This window comes from Micromonospora sp. KC721 (assembly GCF_004348355.1).
Classification (GTDB): domain Bacteria; phylum Actinomycetota; class Actinomycetes; order Mycobacteriales; family Micromonosporaceae; genus Micromonospora.
The window spans coordinates 1-18,053 of record NZ_SMJY01000004.1 but is presented as its reverse complement, the minus strand read 5'-3'; the positions used below and the strand labels follow the sequence as shown (position 1 = coordinate 18,053).

General features: G+C 68.6%; 15 protein-coding genes and 1 pseudogene. 9 read left to right on the top strand and 7 right to left on the bottom strand.

All coding sequences use genetic code 11. The features are described from left to right. Nucleotides 1-780 precede the first annotated feature (780 nt). Genes E1182_RS01300 through E1182_RS01290 form a run of 3 tightly spaced genes read left to right on the top strand, consistent with a single transcriptional unit; the run spans nt 781 to nt 3,772 of the window. Complete coding sequence (locus tag E1182_RS01300; protein WP_132260753.1) at nt 781-1,947, top strand: glycosyltransferase; 1,167 nt, start codon at nt 781-783, stop codon at nt 1,945-1,947. Then, the gene (locus E1182_RS01295) at nt 1,944-3,263 is read left to right on the top strand and encodes an aromatic ring-hydroxylating dioxygenase subunit alpha (RefSeq protein ID WP_243705964.1); all 1,320 of its coding nucleotides are present in this window, start codon (nt 1,944-1,946) and stop codon (nt 3,261-3,263) included. The genes E1182_RS01300 and E1182_RS01295 overlap by 4 nt, the downstream gene beginning before the upstream one ends. Continuing rightward, on the top strand, nt 3,260-3,772 hold the full coding sequence (locus E1182_RS01290) for an aromatic-ring-hydroxylating dioxygenase subunit beta (RefSeq protein WP_132260751.1): 513 nt from the start codon (nt 3,260-3,262) through the stop codon (nt 3,770-3,772). Before E1182_RS01295 ends, E1182_RS01290 begins: the two co-directional genes overlap by 4 nt. Here E1182_RS01290 and E1182_RS32865 read toward each other — a convergent pair. Then, nucleotides 3,762-4,172, bottom strand: coding sequence for a zinc ribbon domain-containing protein (locus E1182_RS32865; protein WP_132260750.1), 411 nt, complete (start codon nt 4,170-4,172; stop codon nt 3,762-3,764). The two genes, E1182_RS01290 and E1182_RS32865, sit on opposite strands and share 11 nt — an antisense overlap. A 44-nt stretch (nt 4,173-4,216) precedes the next feature. Here E1182_RS32865 and E1182_RS01280 point away from each other — a divergent pair, with 44 nt between their 5' ends. Genes E1182_RS01280 through E1182_RS01270 form a run of 3 tightly spaced genes read left to right on the top strand, consistent with a single transcriptional unit; the run spans nt 4,217 to nt 6,347 of the window. After that, a complete protein-coding gene (locus tag E1182_RS01280) occupies nt 4,217-5,425 on the top strand; it encodes an MFS transporter (protein WP_132260749.1) in 1,209 nt (402 codons plus the stop codon). Nucleotides 5,426-5,428: 3 nt separating this feature from the next. Continuing rightward, nucleotides 5,429-5,821 carry a carboxymuconolactone decarboxylase family protein gene (locus E1182_RS01275; protein WP_132260748.1) on the top strand — a complete coding sequence of 131 codons (393 nt, stop codon included), beginning with the start codon at nt 5,429-5,431 and terminating at the stop codon, nt 5,819-5,821. Beyond that, nucleotides 5,811-6,347 carry a hypothetical protein gene (locus tag E1182_RS01270; RefSeq protein WP_132260747.1) on the top strand — a complete coding sequence of 179 codons (537 nt, stop codon included), beginning with the start codon at nt 5,811-5,813 and terminating at the stop codon, nt 6,345-6,347. The genes E1182_RS01275 and E1182_RS01270 overlap by 11 nt, the downstream gene beginning before the upstream one ends. Here E1182_RS01270 and E1182_RS01265 read toward each other — a convergent pair. Then, complete coding sequence (locus E1182_RS01265) at nt 6,290-6,946, bottom strand: flavodoxin family protein (RefSeq protein WP_132260746.1); 657 nt, start codon at nt 6,944-6,946, stop codon at nt 6,290-6,292. The genes E1182_RS01270 and E1182_RS01265 overlap by 58 nt on opposite strands. A 520-nt stretch (nt 6,947-7,466) precedes the next feature. On the opposite strand from E1182_RS01265, the gene E1182_RS01260 reads away from it, so the two are divergent. The 3 genes from E1182_RS01260 to E1182_RS01250 all read left to right on the top strand — a co-directional run bounded on the left by E1182_RS01260 (nt 7,467) and on the right by E1182_RS01250 (nt 10,812). Then, a complete protein-coding gene (locus E1182_RS01260) occupies nt 7,467-9,110 on the top strand; it encodes a hypothetical protein (protein WP_132260745.1) in 1,644 nt (547 codons plus the stop codon). A gap of 150 nt (nt 9,111-9,260) precedes the next feature. Next, entirely contained in the window at nt 9,261-9,731 is a 471-nt protein-coding gene (locus tag E1182_RS01255; protein ID WP_132260744.1) for a hemerythrin domain-containing protein, read from the top strand. Between the two features lie 202 nt (nt 9,732-9,933). Next, on the top strand, nt 9,934-10,812 hold the full coding sequence (locus E1182_RS01250; RefSeq protein ID WP_132260803.1) for a sulfotransferase domain-containing protein: 879 nt from the start codon (nt 9,934-9,936) through the stop codon (nt 10,810-10,812). A gap of 31 nt (nt 10,813-10,843) precedes the next feature. Here the strand turns inward: E1182_RS01250 and E1182_RS01245 are convergent, their stop codons facing one another. The 5 genes and pseudogenes from E1182_RS01245 to E1182_RS01225 all read right to left on the bottom strand — a co-directional run bounded on the left by E1182_RS01245 (nt 10,844) and on the right by E1182_RS01225 (nt 17,837). Continuing rightward, nucleotides 10,844-12,682 carry a glycoside hydrolase family 15 protein gene (locus E1182_RS01245; RefSeq protein ID WP_132260802.1) on the bottom strand — a complete coding sequence of 613 codons (1,839 nt, stop codon included), beginning with the start codon at nt 12,680-12,682 and terminating at the stop codon, nt 10,844-10,846. Nucleotides 12,683-13,011: 329 nt separating this feature from the next. Further along, nucleotides 13,012-13,368, bottom strand: a pseudogene (locus tag E1182_RS01240) (leucine zipper domain-containing protein); the annotation flags it as partial. 103 nt (nt 13,369-13,471) lie between these two features. Continuing rightward, nucleotides 13,472-16,219, bottom strand: coding sequence for a hypothetical protein (locus E1182_RS01235; protein WP_207921210.1), 2,748 nt, complete (start codon nt 16,217-16,219; stop codon nt 13,472-13,474). A gap of 114 nt (nt 16,220-16,333) precedes the next feature. Further along, nucleotides 16,334-17,230 carry a LysR family transcriptional regulator gene (locus E1182_RS01230; protein ID WP_132260742.1) on the bottom strand — a complete coding sequence of 299 codons (897 nt, stop codon included), beginning with the start codon at nt 17,228-17,230 and terminating at the stop codon, nt 16,334-16,336. A 67-nt stretch (nt 17,231-17,297) separates the two neighbouring features. After that, complete coding sequence (locus tag E1182_RS01225; protein ID WP_207921209.1) at nt 17,298-17,837, bottom strand: nuclear transport factor 2 family protein; 540 nt, start codon at nt 17,835-17,837, stop codon at nt 17,298-17,300. Nucleotides 17,838-18,053: the final 216 nt, after the last annotated feature.

Sequence of the window (18,053 nt, the reverse complement as noted above, 5' to 3'; positions counted from 1 at the left end):
ACAGACTTCGGACCACGCACCGTGACAGTGACCGCCGTAGACCGCGGACCTGGACAACACCTTGATCGCCAGCGTGAACCGTTCGGCGCACCTCATCCGACGAAGGGGTGTGACGAGTACGCCCGGTACCACGCCGCCGCCGGGGCCAGCGCCAGTGCTGGGAGGGCTCCTGGCACGCCCGCGGGGATGGTGACGGTCATGGCCCTTGCCCGCAAGGGCGGTGGGAACATCACCGGCCGGGTCTACGGTTGGCCAAGGCCCTCAACACCCTGATCCTCGCCTACGTCGACCGGATCACCATCCAACAATCTTGATCACACCCGCCCAATCACGGAAATCGACACACTCCCGACGAAAACTCGGCGAGGTCAATGTTTCGTGTATCCCGTTGCGGGTTGCCGGAGGGATCTGCAGTTGCTGTAGGTCACGCTGAGCCCCGGTCGGAGTTGTGTCCAGCGGAGTGGTGGTAGCTGACAGCCGCAAGGCGTTGACATCGATTGCACATCCCGGCAGGCTTTGTGTTCCGAGTAACGTCGATCGATGTGTCCCCCTCCCCGATGGTGGCGAATGCGTAGAGCCTCGTAGCACACCTGGACGTCGACGGTCCCTTTCGCCTGCCGGGCGTTCTCGCCTGTCCGGGGGCGGAGTTCTGCCGATCGTGCGTCGCCGTCTCGACTCGTTTCTGAAGCCAGGGGATGTCGCGGTCGTGGCTGCTGTGGTGCATCCAGGGCCAGATCTTGAGTCGGCCTGGTCGTCTTCTTCCGATGGATCGGAGATCTGATGCGCGTCGCCCTCCTCACCACGACTCAGCATGGTCACCTGAACCCGTATGTTCCGGTGGTCAATGCGCTCCAGAATGCCGGCAGTGAGGTCGCGCTGCTGTTGTTGTCTGCCGACGGTGGCGCGCTCGACGAGCAGCGTCGCCAGGCCTTGGGCAAGGCGCAGGTCCACGAGATCGGGCAGGTCGAGATGGCGCCGTGGAGCGGCGATCCGGCGAAGATCGGCCCGATGCTCCAGTCGTCGCCGGTGGCAGACCAGACAGCTGACGCGCTCCGTGCGACGGCGCCGGACTTCGTGCTCGTCGATTCGCTGCCGGTCACGGCGTCGGCCATGGTCGGCGCACAGGCGTCCGGCGTGCCGTACGGGATGATCTGGGCCAACCTGGGCGGAGTATGCCCGAGCGAGCATCGACGAGGTCGCTGGCCGTACGACGAACAGGTCGGCGACTATCTGACCAGGCACGGGGTGTTGTGGTCGACCCGGACTCATTCGGCGCGTTCGCCGATTCTCAATCTGATGCCGACGATTCCTGCTCTCGTCGGGGACGACGCGGTCACCGACGACGGTGTGCAACTGGTCGGGTTGCCGGGTGCGGCGGGCGCCCGCGGCGACGAGGTCGCCTTCTCGGGCCTGGATCGGATCGACCCCGACCGCCCGGTGGTGTACGTCTCCTTCGGCACGATCTTCTACCGGCGGCCGGACCTGCTGCGCACGGTGATCACCGGGGCGGCGGCGACCGGTGCGCAGGTGATCGCTGCGGTAGGAGATCTCGCCGAGGAGCTCGCGCTCCCCGACGACGTGCTCAGCGCCCCGTATCTGCCGCAACGTGAGGTGCTCGAGCGCGCCGACGTGTTCATCACCCATGGCGGATACAACTCCGTGGCGGAGTCGATCCGGGCGGCGACCCCGATGCTGGTGATCCCGCTGGCGGTGGATCAGCCTGTGCAGGCGTACTTCGTGGGTAGCGCGGGCTTCGGGACGGCGTTGGAGCCGGCCGGCGTCACCGAGCAGGCGGTCGCCGACGCTGTCACCGATCTGCTCGATCCCGCCCGGGAATACCGGGCCCGGCTGCGCGCTGCGCAGCCGGAGTGCGGCGATTCTGCCGTGCGCACGGCCGAGCTGGTCATCAGCACGGTCGAGACGCTACAGCGCAAGGGGGAGCAGTGACGATCGAACTGCAGCGGCCGGTCGGCGACCCGATCGTGATCGAGGATCTTGAGCGCCTCTCGTTCCGGGTGGACCGCCGCGCCTACACCGACGACGACCTGGCCGCACGGGAGATGACCAGGATCTTCGATCGCTGCTGGTTGTACGTCGGGCACGAGTCGGAGGTGCCCGGGCCGGGCTCCTACGTGGCACGCGACGTCGGCGGGCGCCCGGTGGTCATGGCGCGCGGGTCCGACGGGGTTATCCGGGTGTTCGCGAACAGCTGTACCCACCGTGGGGCTCTCATCTGCTCGCAGCCGGCCGGGCGGGCCAGGTCGTTCCGGTGCCCGTATCACGACTGGACGTTCTCCAACCAGGGCGACCTGGTCGGGGTCCCGATCCCGGACGGCTACGGGCCAGGCTTCCGGAAGGCGGACTTCGCCCTGGCGCGGCACCGCAGTGACAGTTACCGCGGCTTCGTGTTCGTCACCTTCGATCCGGAGCAGCCGCGCACCCTGACCGAGTACCTGGCGGGTGCGACGGAGTACCTCGATCTGATCGACGACCAGTCCGAGGTCGGGATGGAGGTGATCCAGGGTGCGCAACTGCACGGGGCTCGGGCCAACTGGAAGCTCATGATGGAGAACAGCGTCGACATCTACCACTTCCGGGCCCTGCACAAGCGTTACGTCGGCTACATGGAGTCGCTGGGGTCGGTGCCACCACGACGACGAGGCGGCTTCGGCCGCGCCCTCGGACTGGGGCACGGGGCCAACGAGCTGCCACCGGCGGCGGCCCGCCCGCTGGCCTACTGGACGCCGATGTTCGGCGCCGAGGTCCGGCCGCGGATCGAGGCGACGGCCGCACGGTTCGTCGACCGGTTCGGCGCCGAACGCGCCGAACGGATCACCGGCACCAATCGTGCGGTGCTGATCTTCCCCAACTTGATGATCATCGACGCGATCGCGATCACGATCCGCAAGATCGACCCGGTCGGCGCCGGCCAGATGGCCATCACCTCGGTCGCCCTGGCCCCCAAGGACGAGGATCCGGACATTCGGGAACTGCGCAAGAGTCACTACCTGACGTTCCTCGGCCCCGCCGGCTTCGCCACTCCCGACGACATCGAGATCGTCGAGTCGTGCCAGCGGGGTTATCTCAACCGCACGGTCCGCTACTCGGATCTGTCACGGGGTATGAACAAGGAGGTCCCGGAGACGACCGACGAGCTTCCCGCCCGCGAGTTCTGGCGGCAGTGGGACCGGCTGATGCACGGCGACGACGGTCACCTCGAGGTCGCTCACCGGGGCGAGATGCAAGGGGCCGAAGCACGATGACCACCGAGCTGACGGTCGACGAAGCGGCCCAGGTGCGGTTGTGGCACCGGGTGAGCCAGTTCCTTTTCCGTGAGGCGCGGCTGCTCGACGAGTGGCGCCTGCGCGAGTGGTACGACGAGATGCTGACCGACGACATCCGCTACTCGGTGCCGGCCACCGACGTCCGCGGCGAGACGGCCGATGCGCTCGGGCTCATCGACGACGATGCTGCCCGGCTACGCCAGCGGATCGAACAACTCCTCAACGGTGAGGTGTGGTGTGAGAACCCTCGGTCGCGGACGAATCGGATGATCAGCAACGTGGAGATCCTGACCGACCGGGGCACGCACCTCGACGTGGCGGCGAATGTCATCGTGTACCGGTTCGGGCACGGGCGCTCTGACGCTTACGTCGGCAAGTGCCGGTTCGAACTCGTCATCGAGGGCGAGTCGTTCCGGGTCCGCAGACGGGTCGTGGTGCTCGACCACGAGACGTTGTACGAGCACGCAAAGCTCAGCATCATCCTTTGACTTCCTCCCCGCCCTCAAGGGCGGGATTGCCTGGGTCACCCCGGGGGTCCTGTTTCCCAGCCGACCGCAGAAGGGAGGACCCTTGCTGTCTCCCATCAGCTCCGCAGGCATCGCCAGGGTTCTCCCTGGCTCCGGCTCGACCAGCCACAACGATGTTCTTCGCCGCGCTGACGTCCCGATCGTGTCGGGTGCGGCAGACCGGGCACGTCCAGTGGCGTGTGCCGAAGGAGATTGCGGCGAGCAGACGCCCCCGCGCCGAGCAAATCTTGGACGACGAGTACCAGCGGTCGAGCACGACCAGGACCCGGCCGGCACGCGCGGCCTTGTATTCGAGCTGGGTACGGAACCCGCCCCAACCGCAGTCGGAGATGACCCGGGCCAGCCGCCGGTTACGGATCATGTTCTTGGCCGAAAGGCATCCTCCGCAGGTACCTGTGATCGGACATGACGGCGGCCGGCCCTGGCAGCGTCCCACCCGTTGCCGTCGCCCAGCAGAGTCTCCCTCGCGAGGTCTACGTCCTCAGTGTCGTTGGTGGCTGCGTCATGCTGGGCCTGGGACTGGTGCTCCCGGTGCTCCCGGTGTACGCGGCGACGTTCGGGGCCGGGCCCACCCAGATCGGAGCGCTCGTCGCCCTGTTCGCGTTGATGCGACTGGCCACCAGTCCGTTCTGCGGCCGGCTCGGAGTTCGCTTCGGGGAGCGGCGAGTCCTGGTCGCCGGCCTGCTGCTGTGTGCGGTCTCCTCGGTCCTGACGGCGTTCGCCGGGTCCTACGGGCAGCTGCTCGTGTTCCGCAGCCTCGGCGGCGTCGGCTCAGTGCTGTTCTCGGTGTCCGCACTGGCGACACTCCTGGCGATCGCGCCGGCCGACCAGCGGGGCCGGGCCAGCGCCGTGTTCGAAGCGGGCTTCCTGCTCGGCGGGATCTGCGGACCAGCACTGGGCGGGCTCCTCGCTCTGATCGCCCTGTCCGCGCCGTTCGTGGCCTACGCCGTGCTGTTGCTAGCCGCCGCGGCGCTGACACTGGCGGTGCTGCGCACCGGCCGAACTGCCGGCGCGGGGCCTGGCCGCGACGTGGTCCGGCTACCGGTCCTGCTGCGGGACCGACGCTACGTGGTGGCTTGCCTCGCAGCGTTGGCGCAGGGATGGGTCTTGTTCGGGCTGCGCAGCGCGCTGGTCCCCACGGTGGTTGTGGCGTGGCGACATGACGTGACGTGGGTCGGGTGGGCGTTCACGATATCCGCCGTCGTTCAGGCGCTGCTGATCATGCCGGCCGGCCGGGTTGTCGATCGGGCCGGCCGCCGGTCCGCCATGATCGCCGGCACCGGTGTGGCCGCGGTGGCGATCACAGCATTGGTGTTCGTGGACAGGTACGCCTGGCTCGTCGTCCTGCTCAGTGTGTACGCGGCGGGATCGGCGCTGCTCAACGCCGCACCGGCCGCGCTGATCGGTGACGTCGTCGCCGGCCGGGCTGGCAGTGGCGTCGCCGTCTTCTCGATGTGCACCGATGTCGGCGCTGTCGTCGGACCGGTCGTCGTTGGGCTCATCGCCGAGCGGGTGAGTGTTCCGGCCGCCTTCGGCAGCGGCGCCGCGCTGCTGGTCGTCGCCTTCGTGGCGTCGGGGACGTTGACAACTGTTCGGCCAACACGAAGGAGTTGATCGATGAATCAGCCGTCTGCCCGTCATGAGCGGGGTGAGGCCATGTTCCAGCAGGTCTTCGGCCGCGAACCGCGCCCGGGTTCCTACCCGGAGTTCCTGCAGATCACCGTCGACCACTTGTTCGGTGAGATCTGGACCCGCCCGCACCTGAGCGTCGAGGAGCGCGAACTGGTCGCGCTGACCGCGGTCACCCTGGCGCGGACCGATTGGGAGTTGCGCGGCCACATCGGTGCCGCCCTGCACCTCGGGATGTCGCGAGAGAAGATCGTCGAAGTCATCATTCAGCTTGCCTACTACGGTGGCTGGCCGGTCGCCAACAACGGGCTGCGCGTCGCCCAGGAGGTCTTCGCCGAGCTGGACGGCGCCACCGCGAGGGACGCGGACCATGACCAGTGAACCGTCTCCCCTCGACCCGGACGAGAAGGTCGACCTGTGGCGCCAGCGGTTCTTCGAGGCCCAGGCGGCCGCAGAGGAGTTCATCCTGGGAGAGCACGGCGAGGAAGGCCTCACTGCGTGGATCCAGGCAAACTCCCGCATCACCGCGGAACTACTGCGGGCGCAACGGCCCGCCGGGATATCCGCCACCGATCACTTCATGACGCGGCTGCAGCGTCAGCTGTTGCTGTACGACTCGGCAGTGACCAGTGAGCCCCAGCCCTCGGGCACCGTCCTGCGCAACGCCGACTGTGGGATCCTCCGGTACCGCAAACGGGCCGCCCGCGCCGGCGTCGTCCTGACGTTCTCGTCACCGTGCCCGTACTGCCAGGAACTCAACACCGCCATCGCCGCCCGCTACGTGGAACCGGACGTCACGGTGTCGTGCGAACAGGCGGGCGACGGGTGCACCTGGCGCGCGGAGTCTTCTCACGCTCCAGGAGAGGACGCGGCCGGGTCACCGCAGCGCGGACGAGCCGGTGATTGAACCAACGGCAGTGCCGTGCGGTCGTTGGCCGGCGACCGGTTGCCGTCGAGCGTCATGCCGAGTTGCCGGCCCACGGCCACACACAGGTCGAGCGCCGCGGTGCGGGTCAGGTCCTGGTGATCGTTCTGGGTGAGGCACGCCGACGCCACGTTCTTGTTCCGTAGGCGCAGGTACCACGGGAACAACGATCCCAGTGCAGGCTCGGTCAGCATCGTGCGCGAATGCACGATCGTCCCCACCAGGAGGTTGCCGAACGGGCGTTGGCTGGCGTTCATGAAGCTCTTCAAGCGTTCCTGGAAGATCTTCAGCACCGCGGGTACGTTCCCCGCGTACACCGGCATGGCGAGCAGCATCGCCTGCGCACCCTCGGCCAGATCGACGACATGCTCGAAGTCGTCGTCGAGCGTGCACCGGCCCACCTCGGGATCAAGGCAGGTGTCCTCGCCCTCACACATCGCGATGCGATGGTCGATCAACCGAATCCGCTGGATCTCCGCGTCACTGACCTCCCGGACGACGCCGGTGATCGCCGCCTCGAGCAGCGCGTCGGTCAGCGACGGGAGACGCTTCTGCGTACAGGACAACGCAACGATCTTCATCCGAAGGGCCTCCCCTGTCCGCTCAGCGCCACCCAAGACCGGCCATCTGACGAGGCTCCCCGTGGCCGCGCACTGAGGCAGCCTGAACCTACCCACAATCGAGCATCATCGAAAGGTATCGAAAAGGGTCTGTCTCGGCTGGAGGTGAGTCGTCCCGAAGCACGGGCTCCGACCGCCCCGGTCGGAATCTCCGTCACCCCGCAGCCACAGCGGTTTCCAGGACTACCCGACCTCAGGTCGCCTATGGTGGGGGCGAGGAGGCGGACACGAGTCGCCAATCGCCGCCGAGGATGACCAACGAGCAGCATGCAGCGCTACCTGACGGCTGCCCGGACGGCAGCAGCGTGAGCGCACCCGCGCGGGTGCATCCGGGCCATGCCGGAGTGGGTTGAGCTGTCGGGCCGCTTCCCGGTGCCGGTCCGCGCCGCCCGTCAGGTGAAGGACGCCGCCCGTCAGGTGGCGGACCAGGTCACCGGGGGAGTGCTCGCCGCGTCCGCCCGGGCAGCGGAGAGGGGGCAAGGTGCGTCCCGCGCGGGTACGTCTGCTGTGGCTGCTGGTGCTGACGGCGATACCGCCAGCGGCTGTGGCGGGTGTGCTCGTGGCGTTCGACTTCACCTCCGCGCTCGGTCTGGCACCCCAGGTCAGCGCGATCTCGCCGTACGCCACGTTCTTCGATCTGCGCTGGGTGCTGGTGTATCACGACTCCTGGGCGATGTTCGCCGTCCTGTTGCCGGGTGTCATCGTGCTGCGCGGACTGTACGCGGCCGTGCTGGTCGCTCTCGCCTGGCCGGCGCAGCGGCCGAGACCGTCGTACCGCCGGCTGGCCGGCCGTAACCTGGTCTACTCGGCAGTGGCCCACCTGGTTCTCCTGCCGTGGGCGGCGATGGCCGTCGTGGCGGCGGACGTGTCGCTGGCCTGGTACCAGCTCATGGAGCTGGTGCCGCTGTTGATCCTGACGCCCTGGCTGCAACGCGGCGGTATCGTGCCGCGCTGGTGGTACGGCCTGCCGTCGGCCGGCCTGGTTGGCTGGTCACTGCTCAACTTCGCGACCCTCGCGCTGGGCGCCGTGCTCGTCTGGTCCGTTCCGCACGGGTGGACGGTGGCGGCCGCCGCCGCCACCGGCGTGGTCAACGGTCTGCTGTGGCAGCGCAAGGTGCGCGCGGTGGTGCTGCCCGAGCGGGTGCGATGGAGCCGGGTGCCGGTGATCCCGGTGGTCTTCGCCCTGACCCTGGCCTCGCTGTTCTTCATCGACGAGATCGAGGCCGGCGGCGCGCGCGGTGCGACGTTGGCGACCGCGCCGATCGAGCGCCTACCGGAGTTCGGCGACCTCCGACACACGGTGGTGTTCCTCGGTGGATACGACTCCGAATACCGGGGTGGCGAGCCGGGATGGGCCGAGCCGCCCGTGGTGCGCTTCTCGTACCAGGGCACCGATGAGCGGGGTCGCCCGCGGCCCTACACGCCGGCCGACACGCACCAGTCCGTGCCCACCAGCGCCCGACTGCTCGCCCAGCAGGTGGAGCGGCTGCACACCCGTACGGGTCGGCCGGTGGCCCTGGTCGGGGACAGCGAGGGAGCACTGATCATCCGCTACTACCTGGAACGCATGCGGCACCCGGCGGTCGACTCGGCGGTCATGCTCAGCCACATTCTGCGCGCCGGCCGGATCTACTACCCGCCGCCGCAGGCCGACACCGGCTGGGGTGTCGCCACGGGTTGGCTGTTGCGGAACATGTTCGCGGTGATCGGCGCCGGGGCCCCCCTACGCGACGATCCCGAGGAGCCGTTCATCCGCTCGCTGGTAGACGAGGCCCCGTTCTACCGCAACGAGATGCTCTGCCCGGTGCGAGGCGTACGGCTGATCGCGATCCTGCCGTTGAACGACGCCATATCGGTCCCGGCGGAACTCAACGCCGAGATCCCCGTGGTCGAGGTCGCCGGCCTGCACGGCCAGCTACTCCGACAGCGGCGTGTGCTGGCCATCGTGGCCGACCACATCGCCGGCAAACCGGTCCCCGAGCAGACCCGCTGGGACTACGCCCTCCTCGAACGGGCCGCCGGGGCGTGGCAGGCACCGCCCCTTCCGCTGGCGCTCAACCCGGCCTGGCGCGCCGAAGACCAGCCCGACCGGGCCCTGCGCCCGGAACCCTGCCCGCCGACCTGAGCCGCCGTCGCCTTCTCGCTACCGATGACCGAGGCTCAGCGCTAGGCTGGGCCACAGCGTCGCGTGCCGATGGCAGACCGTGTCAGGCATGGAGGCGCCGGACCGAAGGGTGCACGACGATGATGATCGTTGTCCCCTCGCCCTTCACCCGTGGGTGAGGGCGAGAAGACCAGGCTGGTTGCCTGGAGCCGAGAGCTGCGCGGCGTCCACGACAGACTGCGCGAAGCACTGACCGTGACCCGGCAGGCCCTCGACGCCGGCGAGCCGGTTGAGCCGGCGACCAGGGATCTACTGCTGTTCTGTCACGGGTTCTGCATCGCGCTCACGGCCCACCACGAAGGCGAGGACCGGCACCTGTTCCCGGCGATCGCCGAGCAGTACCCGTGGCTGCGCGACACGCTGTACTACCTACGGCAGGACCACTCGATGATCGCTCACCTGTTGCTCGGACTGCAGGAAGCGGTAGCCCGGGCCGCCCCGCCGCCGGAACTGCGCCAGCACGTGGAGGGCGTGGCGGCAATCATGGAATCGCACTTCAGGTACGAGGAACGCCAGCTGCTGACAGTCCTGGAGACACTGGCACTGGGCACCGACCCCGACGTAGTGCTGGGTCCTTTGTGACCGTCCGAGCCGCAGGGTGCCGACCCGACGATCTGCCGGGTGGGCGACGGCTCCCCCCTGGCCACCTCGTCGTTCGAGTATTGCTCGGAGGGCTCGTTGTCTGACAGCCAGCACCCCGGTACATTCCTGGCTGTTGATTAATTACGGCGCTGAGGCGAGGTGCGCGGTGCGGTCACCTGTGACGAGGTATCGAACTATATTGATGGATACCGAGCGATGGGACCATGTTCCGTTCCGTGCCGGAGACATCGTGATCTCTTCACCGCCGAAATGCGGTACGACGTGGACGCAGATGATCTGCGCTCTGCTGATTTTCCAGACACCCGAACTTCCTCGTGCCCTGGATGCCATATCCCGCTGGCCCGATGCGCTGACCCACCGCCTCGACGACGTGCTGGCCGATCTGGAAGCGCAGCCGCACCGACGTTTCATGAAGACCCACACGCCCCTCGACGGCCTGCCCTTCGACGACCGGGTGACCTACATCTGCGTGGCCCGGGACCCGCGAGATGTCGCGATCTCCTGGGACAACCACAGCGAGAACGCCGACCTCGATGTGGCGATGGCGATGCGTGCGGCCGCCGTTGGTCTCGATGATCTTGATCCCTCGGCGCCCACCGGAGTGCCGGAGCGGTCGGCGTCGGCGCGTGACCGGTTCTGGGCGTGGATCGACAACGACGACACGTTGATCGGCCTTCCGGCGCTGTGTCATCACCTGTCCACGTTCTGGCAGGCGAGGGACGAGCCGAATGTCCTGTTGCTTCACTACGACGACCTGAAGGCCGATCTGCAAGGGCAGATGCGTGGGCTCGCGGCCCGCCTTGGCATCGAGGTTCCTGAGCAGCGGTGGCCGGAACTGCTGAACGCCGCGAGCTTCGACGCGATGCGCACCCGCGCGGACGAGCTGGCGCCGGAGATCACGCTGTGGCGGGAGCCGCACCGCTTCTTCCATCGGGGCACCAGCGGCCAGTGGCGTGATCTGCTCGACTCCGACGACCTGCGGCGCTACGAAAGGCGCGTCCACGAACTCTTCGAACCGGACCTGGCCCGGTGGGTCCACCGCGGGCCGGTGGTCACCTGAGGCGTCGCCCCGACCGGCCCGGCAGCCCGGCCTACCGTCGCCGGCCCTCGGCGTCGAGCAGTTCGTCGAGCGTGACGGCCGTGGTGATGAGGGAGAGGTGGCTGAACGCCTGCGGGAAGTTGCCGATCTGCTGACCGGTGAGGGCGATTTCCTCGGCGTACAGGCGCAGGTGATTGCTGAACGTGAACATCTTCTCGAAGGTGAGACGGGCGTCCTCCAGCCGCCCGGAACAGGCGAGGGCGGCCACGTACCAGAAGGTGCACATGTTGAACGTGCCCTCGTCGCCGGGCAGTCCGTCCGGGGCCTCCGATGGCTTGTACCGGTGGACCAGGCTGTCGGAGACGAGGTCCTTGTCGATGGCGCGTAGGGTCGACTGCCACAGCGGATCGTTCGGCGTGACGAACCCGACCGACGGCATGATGAGCAGCGAGGCGTCGAGGACGCTCTCGCCGTATGCCTGAACGAAGGATCGGCGGTTCCAGTCGTAGCCCCTGGCCATGATTTGGTTGTAGGTGGCGTCGCGGTGGTGGACCCAGCGGCTGACGTCGCCGGGTCGGCCGTGGCGGTCGGCGAGACGGATCGCCCGGTCGAACGCCACCCACGACATGAGCCGCCCGAAGGTGTAGTCGCGGGGGTGGCTGCGGCTCTCCCAGATGCCCGCGTCGGGCTGGTCCCAGTTGTCGCAGAGCCAGTCGACCAACCGGACGGTGCTCCGCCACACCTGGTGGGAGGCGCGGATGCCCTGCTCGTCGGCGAGGAGCATGGCGTCCAGGGCCTCGCCGTGGATGTCGAGCTGGAGCTGGTCGGCCGCGCCGTTGCCGATCCGGACCGGGCCCGACCCGCGGTACCCCTCCAGGTGCGGGAGGATCTCCTCGTGCAGGTCGGACGAGCCGTCCACCCGATACATGATCTTCAGGGGCACGGCGTTGTTGCCGGCCTCCCGGATGCGCTCGTCGAGCCAGTTCGTGTACCGGGCGGCCTCCTCGGTGAAGCCCAGCCCGAGCAGGGCCCGCACCGAGAAGGACGTGTCACGGATCCAGGTGTAGCGGTAGTCCCAGTTGCGGGTGCCACCCAACTCCTCGGGGAGTGAGGCGGTGGGTGCGGCGATCATCGCGCCGGTCGGCGCGTACGTCATGAGCTTCAACGTCATCGCGGACCGCTCGACCATCTCCCGCCACCGCCCCGTGTACCGGGAGCGGTCGAGCCACTGGCGCCAGTAGTCCCGCGTCTGTTCGAACAGCGCCTGTACCTCGGCGTACGGGACGCCCCGCGGGCCGTCCGGCGCGGCCGTCTCCATGATGATCGCGCCGGTGTCGCCCTCGTGCATGGTGGTCGAGGCGACCAGGTCCCCGTTGCGGTTCTCCAGGTTCTCGACCGGGATCAGCCGCCCGTCGGGGTGCGACAGATGCAGGGTGAGAGTGGCCGACGGCGCCCGGAAGACGGCCCCCTCGGGCTGGATGTGGAGTTCGTGCTGCTCGCGGCCGTAGTTGAACCGGGGGCGGCAGGCGGTGCGGAAGCGCATGTCGCCCCGGACCATGTTGATGGTTCGCACCAGGCGGTGCCGGTCGGTCGCCCGCTCGCCGGTGACCGGCATGAAGTCGACGATCTCACCGACTCCGTCGGCGCTGATGAAGCGGGTGATCAGAATCGGCGTGTCGGGCAGGTAAAGCTGCTTGCTCACGTACTGCACGGCGTCCGGCACCAGGGAGAAGTAACCGCCGCGGGTCCGGTCCAACAGGGCGCCGAAAATGCTCGGCGAGTCGAACCGTGGAGCGCAGAACCAGTCGATGGTGCCGTTGCGGGTGATCAGGGCCGCGGTCTGCAGGTCACCGATGAGACCGTGGTCCTCGATGGCCGGATAGTCCTCCATGCCGGCCCTTCCGTTCACGTCCGACACCCCTGGACCAGAGGCTAGCCCGGCGCCATGGGCGTGAAGGCGGAAACAGGAGCCGGGACACCCGCCCGGGGTACGCCGGACCGCCGCGCCCAGGGCGGCGGTCCGGGTCAGCGACGTTGGTCGTGGGTAGAAGCAGGGGCGAGCGCACATAGGTTGACGATCGTCGATTGACAGGGTGACGCATGCAGGCCAAACTGTGTGACACACCTGATCCCCGGGTGCCCGGCAAGGCCAGAGGTGTGGGCAGCGACCATCCGCCAGCCGGGGCAGTGGCGGGGTTTTGCATCGAGGTCTGCCATGGCGTCGAGCCAGGCCAGGCGGTGCAGACCGTGCCGGGTCAGGACGGCGTGCACTGTTGAGGCGGGCATCCCGAGCAGCGGTGCGAGCCGGCGGGCACCGAGTTTGCGTTCCTGGCGCAGCTGGCAGACCCGTACCTCAACCTCTGCGGACGTCTTGCGGGGCTGGCGGTGAGCCCGGCTGGACCGGTCGGCCAGGCCGGCGTCGCCCTCGGCCCGCCACCGTTGCAGCCACTTGTAGCCGGTGGCCCGGGAACAGCCCAGTTCCTTGACGACGTGGGCGACCGGGCGGCCTTGCTCGACGACACGCGTGATGAGCAGCCGCCGGCCGTGGGTGGTCAGCCGGGCATTACGGTGGGCCATGAGACCTCCGGTTTCGGTGTGGGCGTCAGCACCTCACACCTCGCCGGAGGTCTCGCCGCGTCTCAAGCCGCCACGCCGTCAACAACGCTCATGGGCATTACACCTAGCGCACGCGTGCTCCGCGACCCACGACGTCGATGCCGTCAAGCGTGAAGGTCCCGCTGAGGACGCGTACCGTGATGCTGTGGTGGCGTTGCGGCAGGCCGCGCAGCCAGTACGAGGTCTGCCTCGTGCCGACGCTCCCGACCTGCTCAGTTCGGGGCGCCTGGTTGTCGATGCGTACCTCCAGGGTGGCCGGGGCGGTGGCCCCGAACAGGTTCAGCCCGGTGCCGGTGAAATCGAGCGCCAGCGACTGACCGGTCGCCAGCACATGCTGGGTGCGGTTGAAGTGCGCGAACCCGACCTGGTGGAAGGAGAACCCGTCAGGGTAGGCGATGCGGGCGTCGGCGTCATCGAGCTTTTCCGACTTCCAGGCGTGGCCCTTGATCGGCGTGACCGCGAGGTTGTCGTACCGGGTGTTGTAGTACCCGCTCACCAGCGCCACCCGCCCGGCCAGCACCGGGTTGACCGAGGTGTCGACGTACGAGGTGAGCCGGTCACCGTCGAGCGTCGCGGTGATGACGTTCCCGCGAGCCTCGACGGAGAGCGTGTGCCACGCTCGGGCGTCGAACGTGGCCACGGTGCCCGAGGCGACGACGGTGTCGAGTTTGCGCAACTCCCAGCGGCCGTCCTCATGGACGCGGGTGGCGTAGGTGGCCTGGTCGCCGCCGCGGGCGTAGACCTGCCGCACGCCGAGGCCGGCGAAGTTCGCCAGCGTCGTGTCCCGGTCGACGAGGTCGAGCCGGAAGTCGATCGTCGCGGTGTAGTCGGCCCACCGGTGGTCGCCGAGCACCGTCGACGGCGCGGCCGTCGACGGCACGTTCTGCCGGCCGTCGCCCCACACGTTCCACAGATAGCCCCGGTTGTCGGCGTGGTTCTGCTGCTGCAACACGTGGCGATGACGGCGGTCGCCGGAGGCGACCACCTCGAACGCGCCGTCCTGGTCGGCCGTGTAGCGGGGGGTGCCGGCGCGGCGCTCGAGGTAGCTCATCCGACGGCCGCCGACCACGGTGGTCGGGTAGTCGTCGTACTCGAAGTTGTCGCGGTAGGGCAAGGTGAGGATCTCGTCCCGCGCCCGCGGTGCGAAGTCGCCCGGCCGGTATTCCGCCGTGGTGCCGTGAACGCCCCGCGGCAGCGTCGACAGGGTGATGATGGAGTACGCCGGCACCCGCACGCGGTACACGTCGTGTTCGACGCCGCCGATCACCTCCGTGCGCACCGGCGCGTGGTAGCCGATGTTCTGGAAGTAGTTGGCGTCGTACGACTCGCCGGCGTCCGGGCCGCGCGTCTGCCAGACGTGCAGCGGACGGCCTCGCCTGCCGAGGTCCGCCACCTTGACCTCGAAGTACCGGTCGGTCCGGGTGTTGTTGGCGTGCACCTGAGTCCACTGCGCAGCGCCCTTGCGGCCGGCAGGCGTACGCGCCGTCAGGACGGTACGGGTGGAGGTGTCGACGTTGGTGCCGCCGTCGCCCTTGGTGCCGTCGCCACCGGTGGCACCTTCGATGTACTCCCAGCCACGGCCGATGAACTGGTGGAAGTGACGCACGGTGACGAGTCCGACGTCGCCCTCCCAGTACCCGGACCACGGGTCGGACGCGCGGATGAGGTGCTTGGGGGAGTACTGGGTGCCTTCGTACATGGCGCTGACGGCGGGCTGGAAGAGGAACGTCGTCATGTGCGCCGGGTCGTTTCCCGCCCCGCTCCACCGATAGGCGTTGATGAAGCGGTCGGCGATGTCGGCGGCGGACACGGTGCCCCCGACGCCACCCCTGGCCGGATCGGCGGCGAGGCGGTACTGCGGGTCGATCATCGGGGCGACACCCTCGGAGTACAGGATCGGCAGTCCGTACTCCTTGTTCAGCCGGGTGACATTCGGGCCACCCACGATGTCGTAGTGGAAGCCGAGGGCGTCGATGTGCGCCAGTGCTTCCGGGTTGGCGAGGATTCGCCCGGCGACGTTGTTGCCGTCCCGGTAGGAGTCGAGCGCGACGATTTTGATCCGCGAGTAGTCGTAGCGTGCGTCCGGCGCGGCGGCGTCACGCTGGAGCCACTTGGCGAACTGAACCGTCCAGTTGAGTTCGGACGCCTGGTAGGTGGCCTGCCGGACCTCGTTCTGCGCCGGGCTGATCCAGTCGAACTCGACGCCGAACACGTCGTGGGCGGCGTCGATGGTCTCCTTGTACCACTGGTACCGCTTGGTCCAGTCGTTGCCGGTCCACGAGGGCTCGCCCCAGCGCAGCGCCTCGACCTCGATGTCGGGGTTGATCCTCAGCGCGTCAGCGATGAAGTGGAAACCGGCGCCGCGCAGCACGTTCGCGGGCTCGTCGGCGCTGCGCTTCGTCGCCGGCTCGGCTCCGGACGAGCTGTTGCTGTCCGAGCCCAGCTCGACCTTGATGTGCGTGAGCCCCGCGCCGTCGACCGGGTCGAAGAGCAACCGCATGATCTTCCAGTAGGCGCGCGGGTTCTCCTCCTTGTAGTCCAGCAGCAGGTTCGACGTGTTGTTGCACGAGACCGAACCGAACCCACCAAAGACGTTGTACGCCGCGCCGGCCGGTCGACGCTCGACATCGTCGCCGTCGACCACGATCTCCCGCCAGTCGATCGACGGGTCATCCATGCGCAGTTCGTTCAACCCGGCTTCCGGCGCCGGCGCCGACCTCGCTTCGTGCGTGGGCTCCGCCGCGGCGGACGGGGCCAGCAGCCCGAGCGTAAGGGCCAGCACCGAAACGGTCGAGGCGGCGATGATGGGCACCCGTCGATGTCGAGGAGAGCTTGTCATAGGTGATCTCCTATCGTCACGCGGTGATCCTGTCGTAGTCGGTGCGGGCACGCAACGCCGTGTTCACCTGATACGACGGGAGCTCACCTAAGGCCGGGCTCGGGCATCGGCGGGTTGGGCCAGCAGGCCCTGGAGGAACGTGGTGAGGACCTTCCGGTGGTCGTTGGCCCGCCAGGCGACGGCCAGCTGGGCAGGTGCCAGCCCGGTCACGGGCCGGCAGGCGACGCCGGGCCGCCGGTAGAGGCCGACGTTGCCCTCGGCGAGCAGCGCGACGCCCAGCCCGGAGGCGACCGCTTCGAACACCTCGTCCGGGGAGGTGGCCTCGCTGCCGATCAGCGGATCGCGGCCGTTTCGGGCGTCCGTGGCGAGCCAGAAATCGCGCAGCGGCCCGGCGGCGTCGGGCAGGGCGACGAAAGGCTCGACGAGCAGGTCGGTGAAGGCGATCTCGGTATGCCCGGCCAGCCGGTGGCCGAAGGGCAGGACCACCCATCGCCGCTCGCGGGCCAGGACCCGGGTATGCAGTCCGTCGCCCGGCACCGGCAGCCACACGAAGGCGACGTCGCTGGTGCCGTCGCCCAGCCCGGCGGTTGGGTCATGCCAGCCGATGAGCCGCATCGAGACTGTCCAGTGCTCGGTCAGCTCGCGGAACCGCTGCAAAGCCGGCCGTTGCAGGTCGCGTCCGACTGCGGTCTGCATGCCCACCGTGAAGACGCGCTGGTCCGCCAGGACCCGGGCGGCTTCGAGCCCGCGGGCGAACGCGGCGATCGCCTCGCGGGCGGCCGGCAGGAACGCCTCGCCCGCGGGTGTCAGTCGTACGCTGCGAGTCTGGCGAGAGAACAGGCTGAACCCGAGTCGTCTCTCCAGTGCCCGGATCTGCTTGGACAGGGCTGGCTGGGAGACGAACAGCCGCTCGGCGGCCCGGGTGAAGTGCAGTTCGTCGGCGACCGCCACGAAGTAGCGCAGCTCCCGCAGGTGCGCGTCCATGACCCATGGCTATCACAGCTGGGGTCATGACGTCAGGAGGCCGACGTCCGTACCGCCATGCTGCGTCTCACTTGACCATTAGGCGGTCAGGAATCGGCGCGAGCGGATAGACGCGCCAGAAGAAGGCATCGGCGGCGTGTTGATCGCCGGGATAGTTGATCGCTTCGACGATGCGGCCAGCGGCGATGCGGAAGGCGAGTGCCCAGGTGATGTCCAGGCCCGCGGGCTGGGTGCTCCAGCCGCGGTGGAGATCGACAACCCAGTCGCCGTCGGCGGCGAGGAAGATGGGATCGGCGCGGAAGCCGGCGCGGGCGAGCTGAGCGAAGAATGCCAGGACCTCCGCGACGCCGACCTTCACGCCGGCCAGTGGGTGATGGCCGGGAATCGTCCACCGGACATTCGGCGCAAGGAAGCGGCGCAGCGCGGTGAGGTCGCCGGCACCATACGCCTCGTAGTACGCGCGGATGAGCCGGACGTTCGGATGTTCATGGCGGTCGGGCGCCGCGGTCGCGGGGCTGCCGGTGGCCGCCGCCGAGATGGTGGTGCCGGCGACGCCGAGGCCGGCGGCTCGGAGCAGGTGGGCGCGGGAAACAGAGCGCTCTGACACAGGAAGTCCTCCAGATCGGTGACCGATATGGTCATCGTGCCGGTGGGACCGGCCTGGTGGCCAAGACCCGCGTTCATGCCCAACGGTTATCAAATGGTCCTGGCCCGTGCCGCTGTGGGGTGAAACTGCGTGATCGAAGCGTCCCCCCACATAGCTCTTACTGGTGGGGGGACCCTTCGATCGGGAAAGGGGCTACGAGGCGGTGCAGGTGGGGGC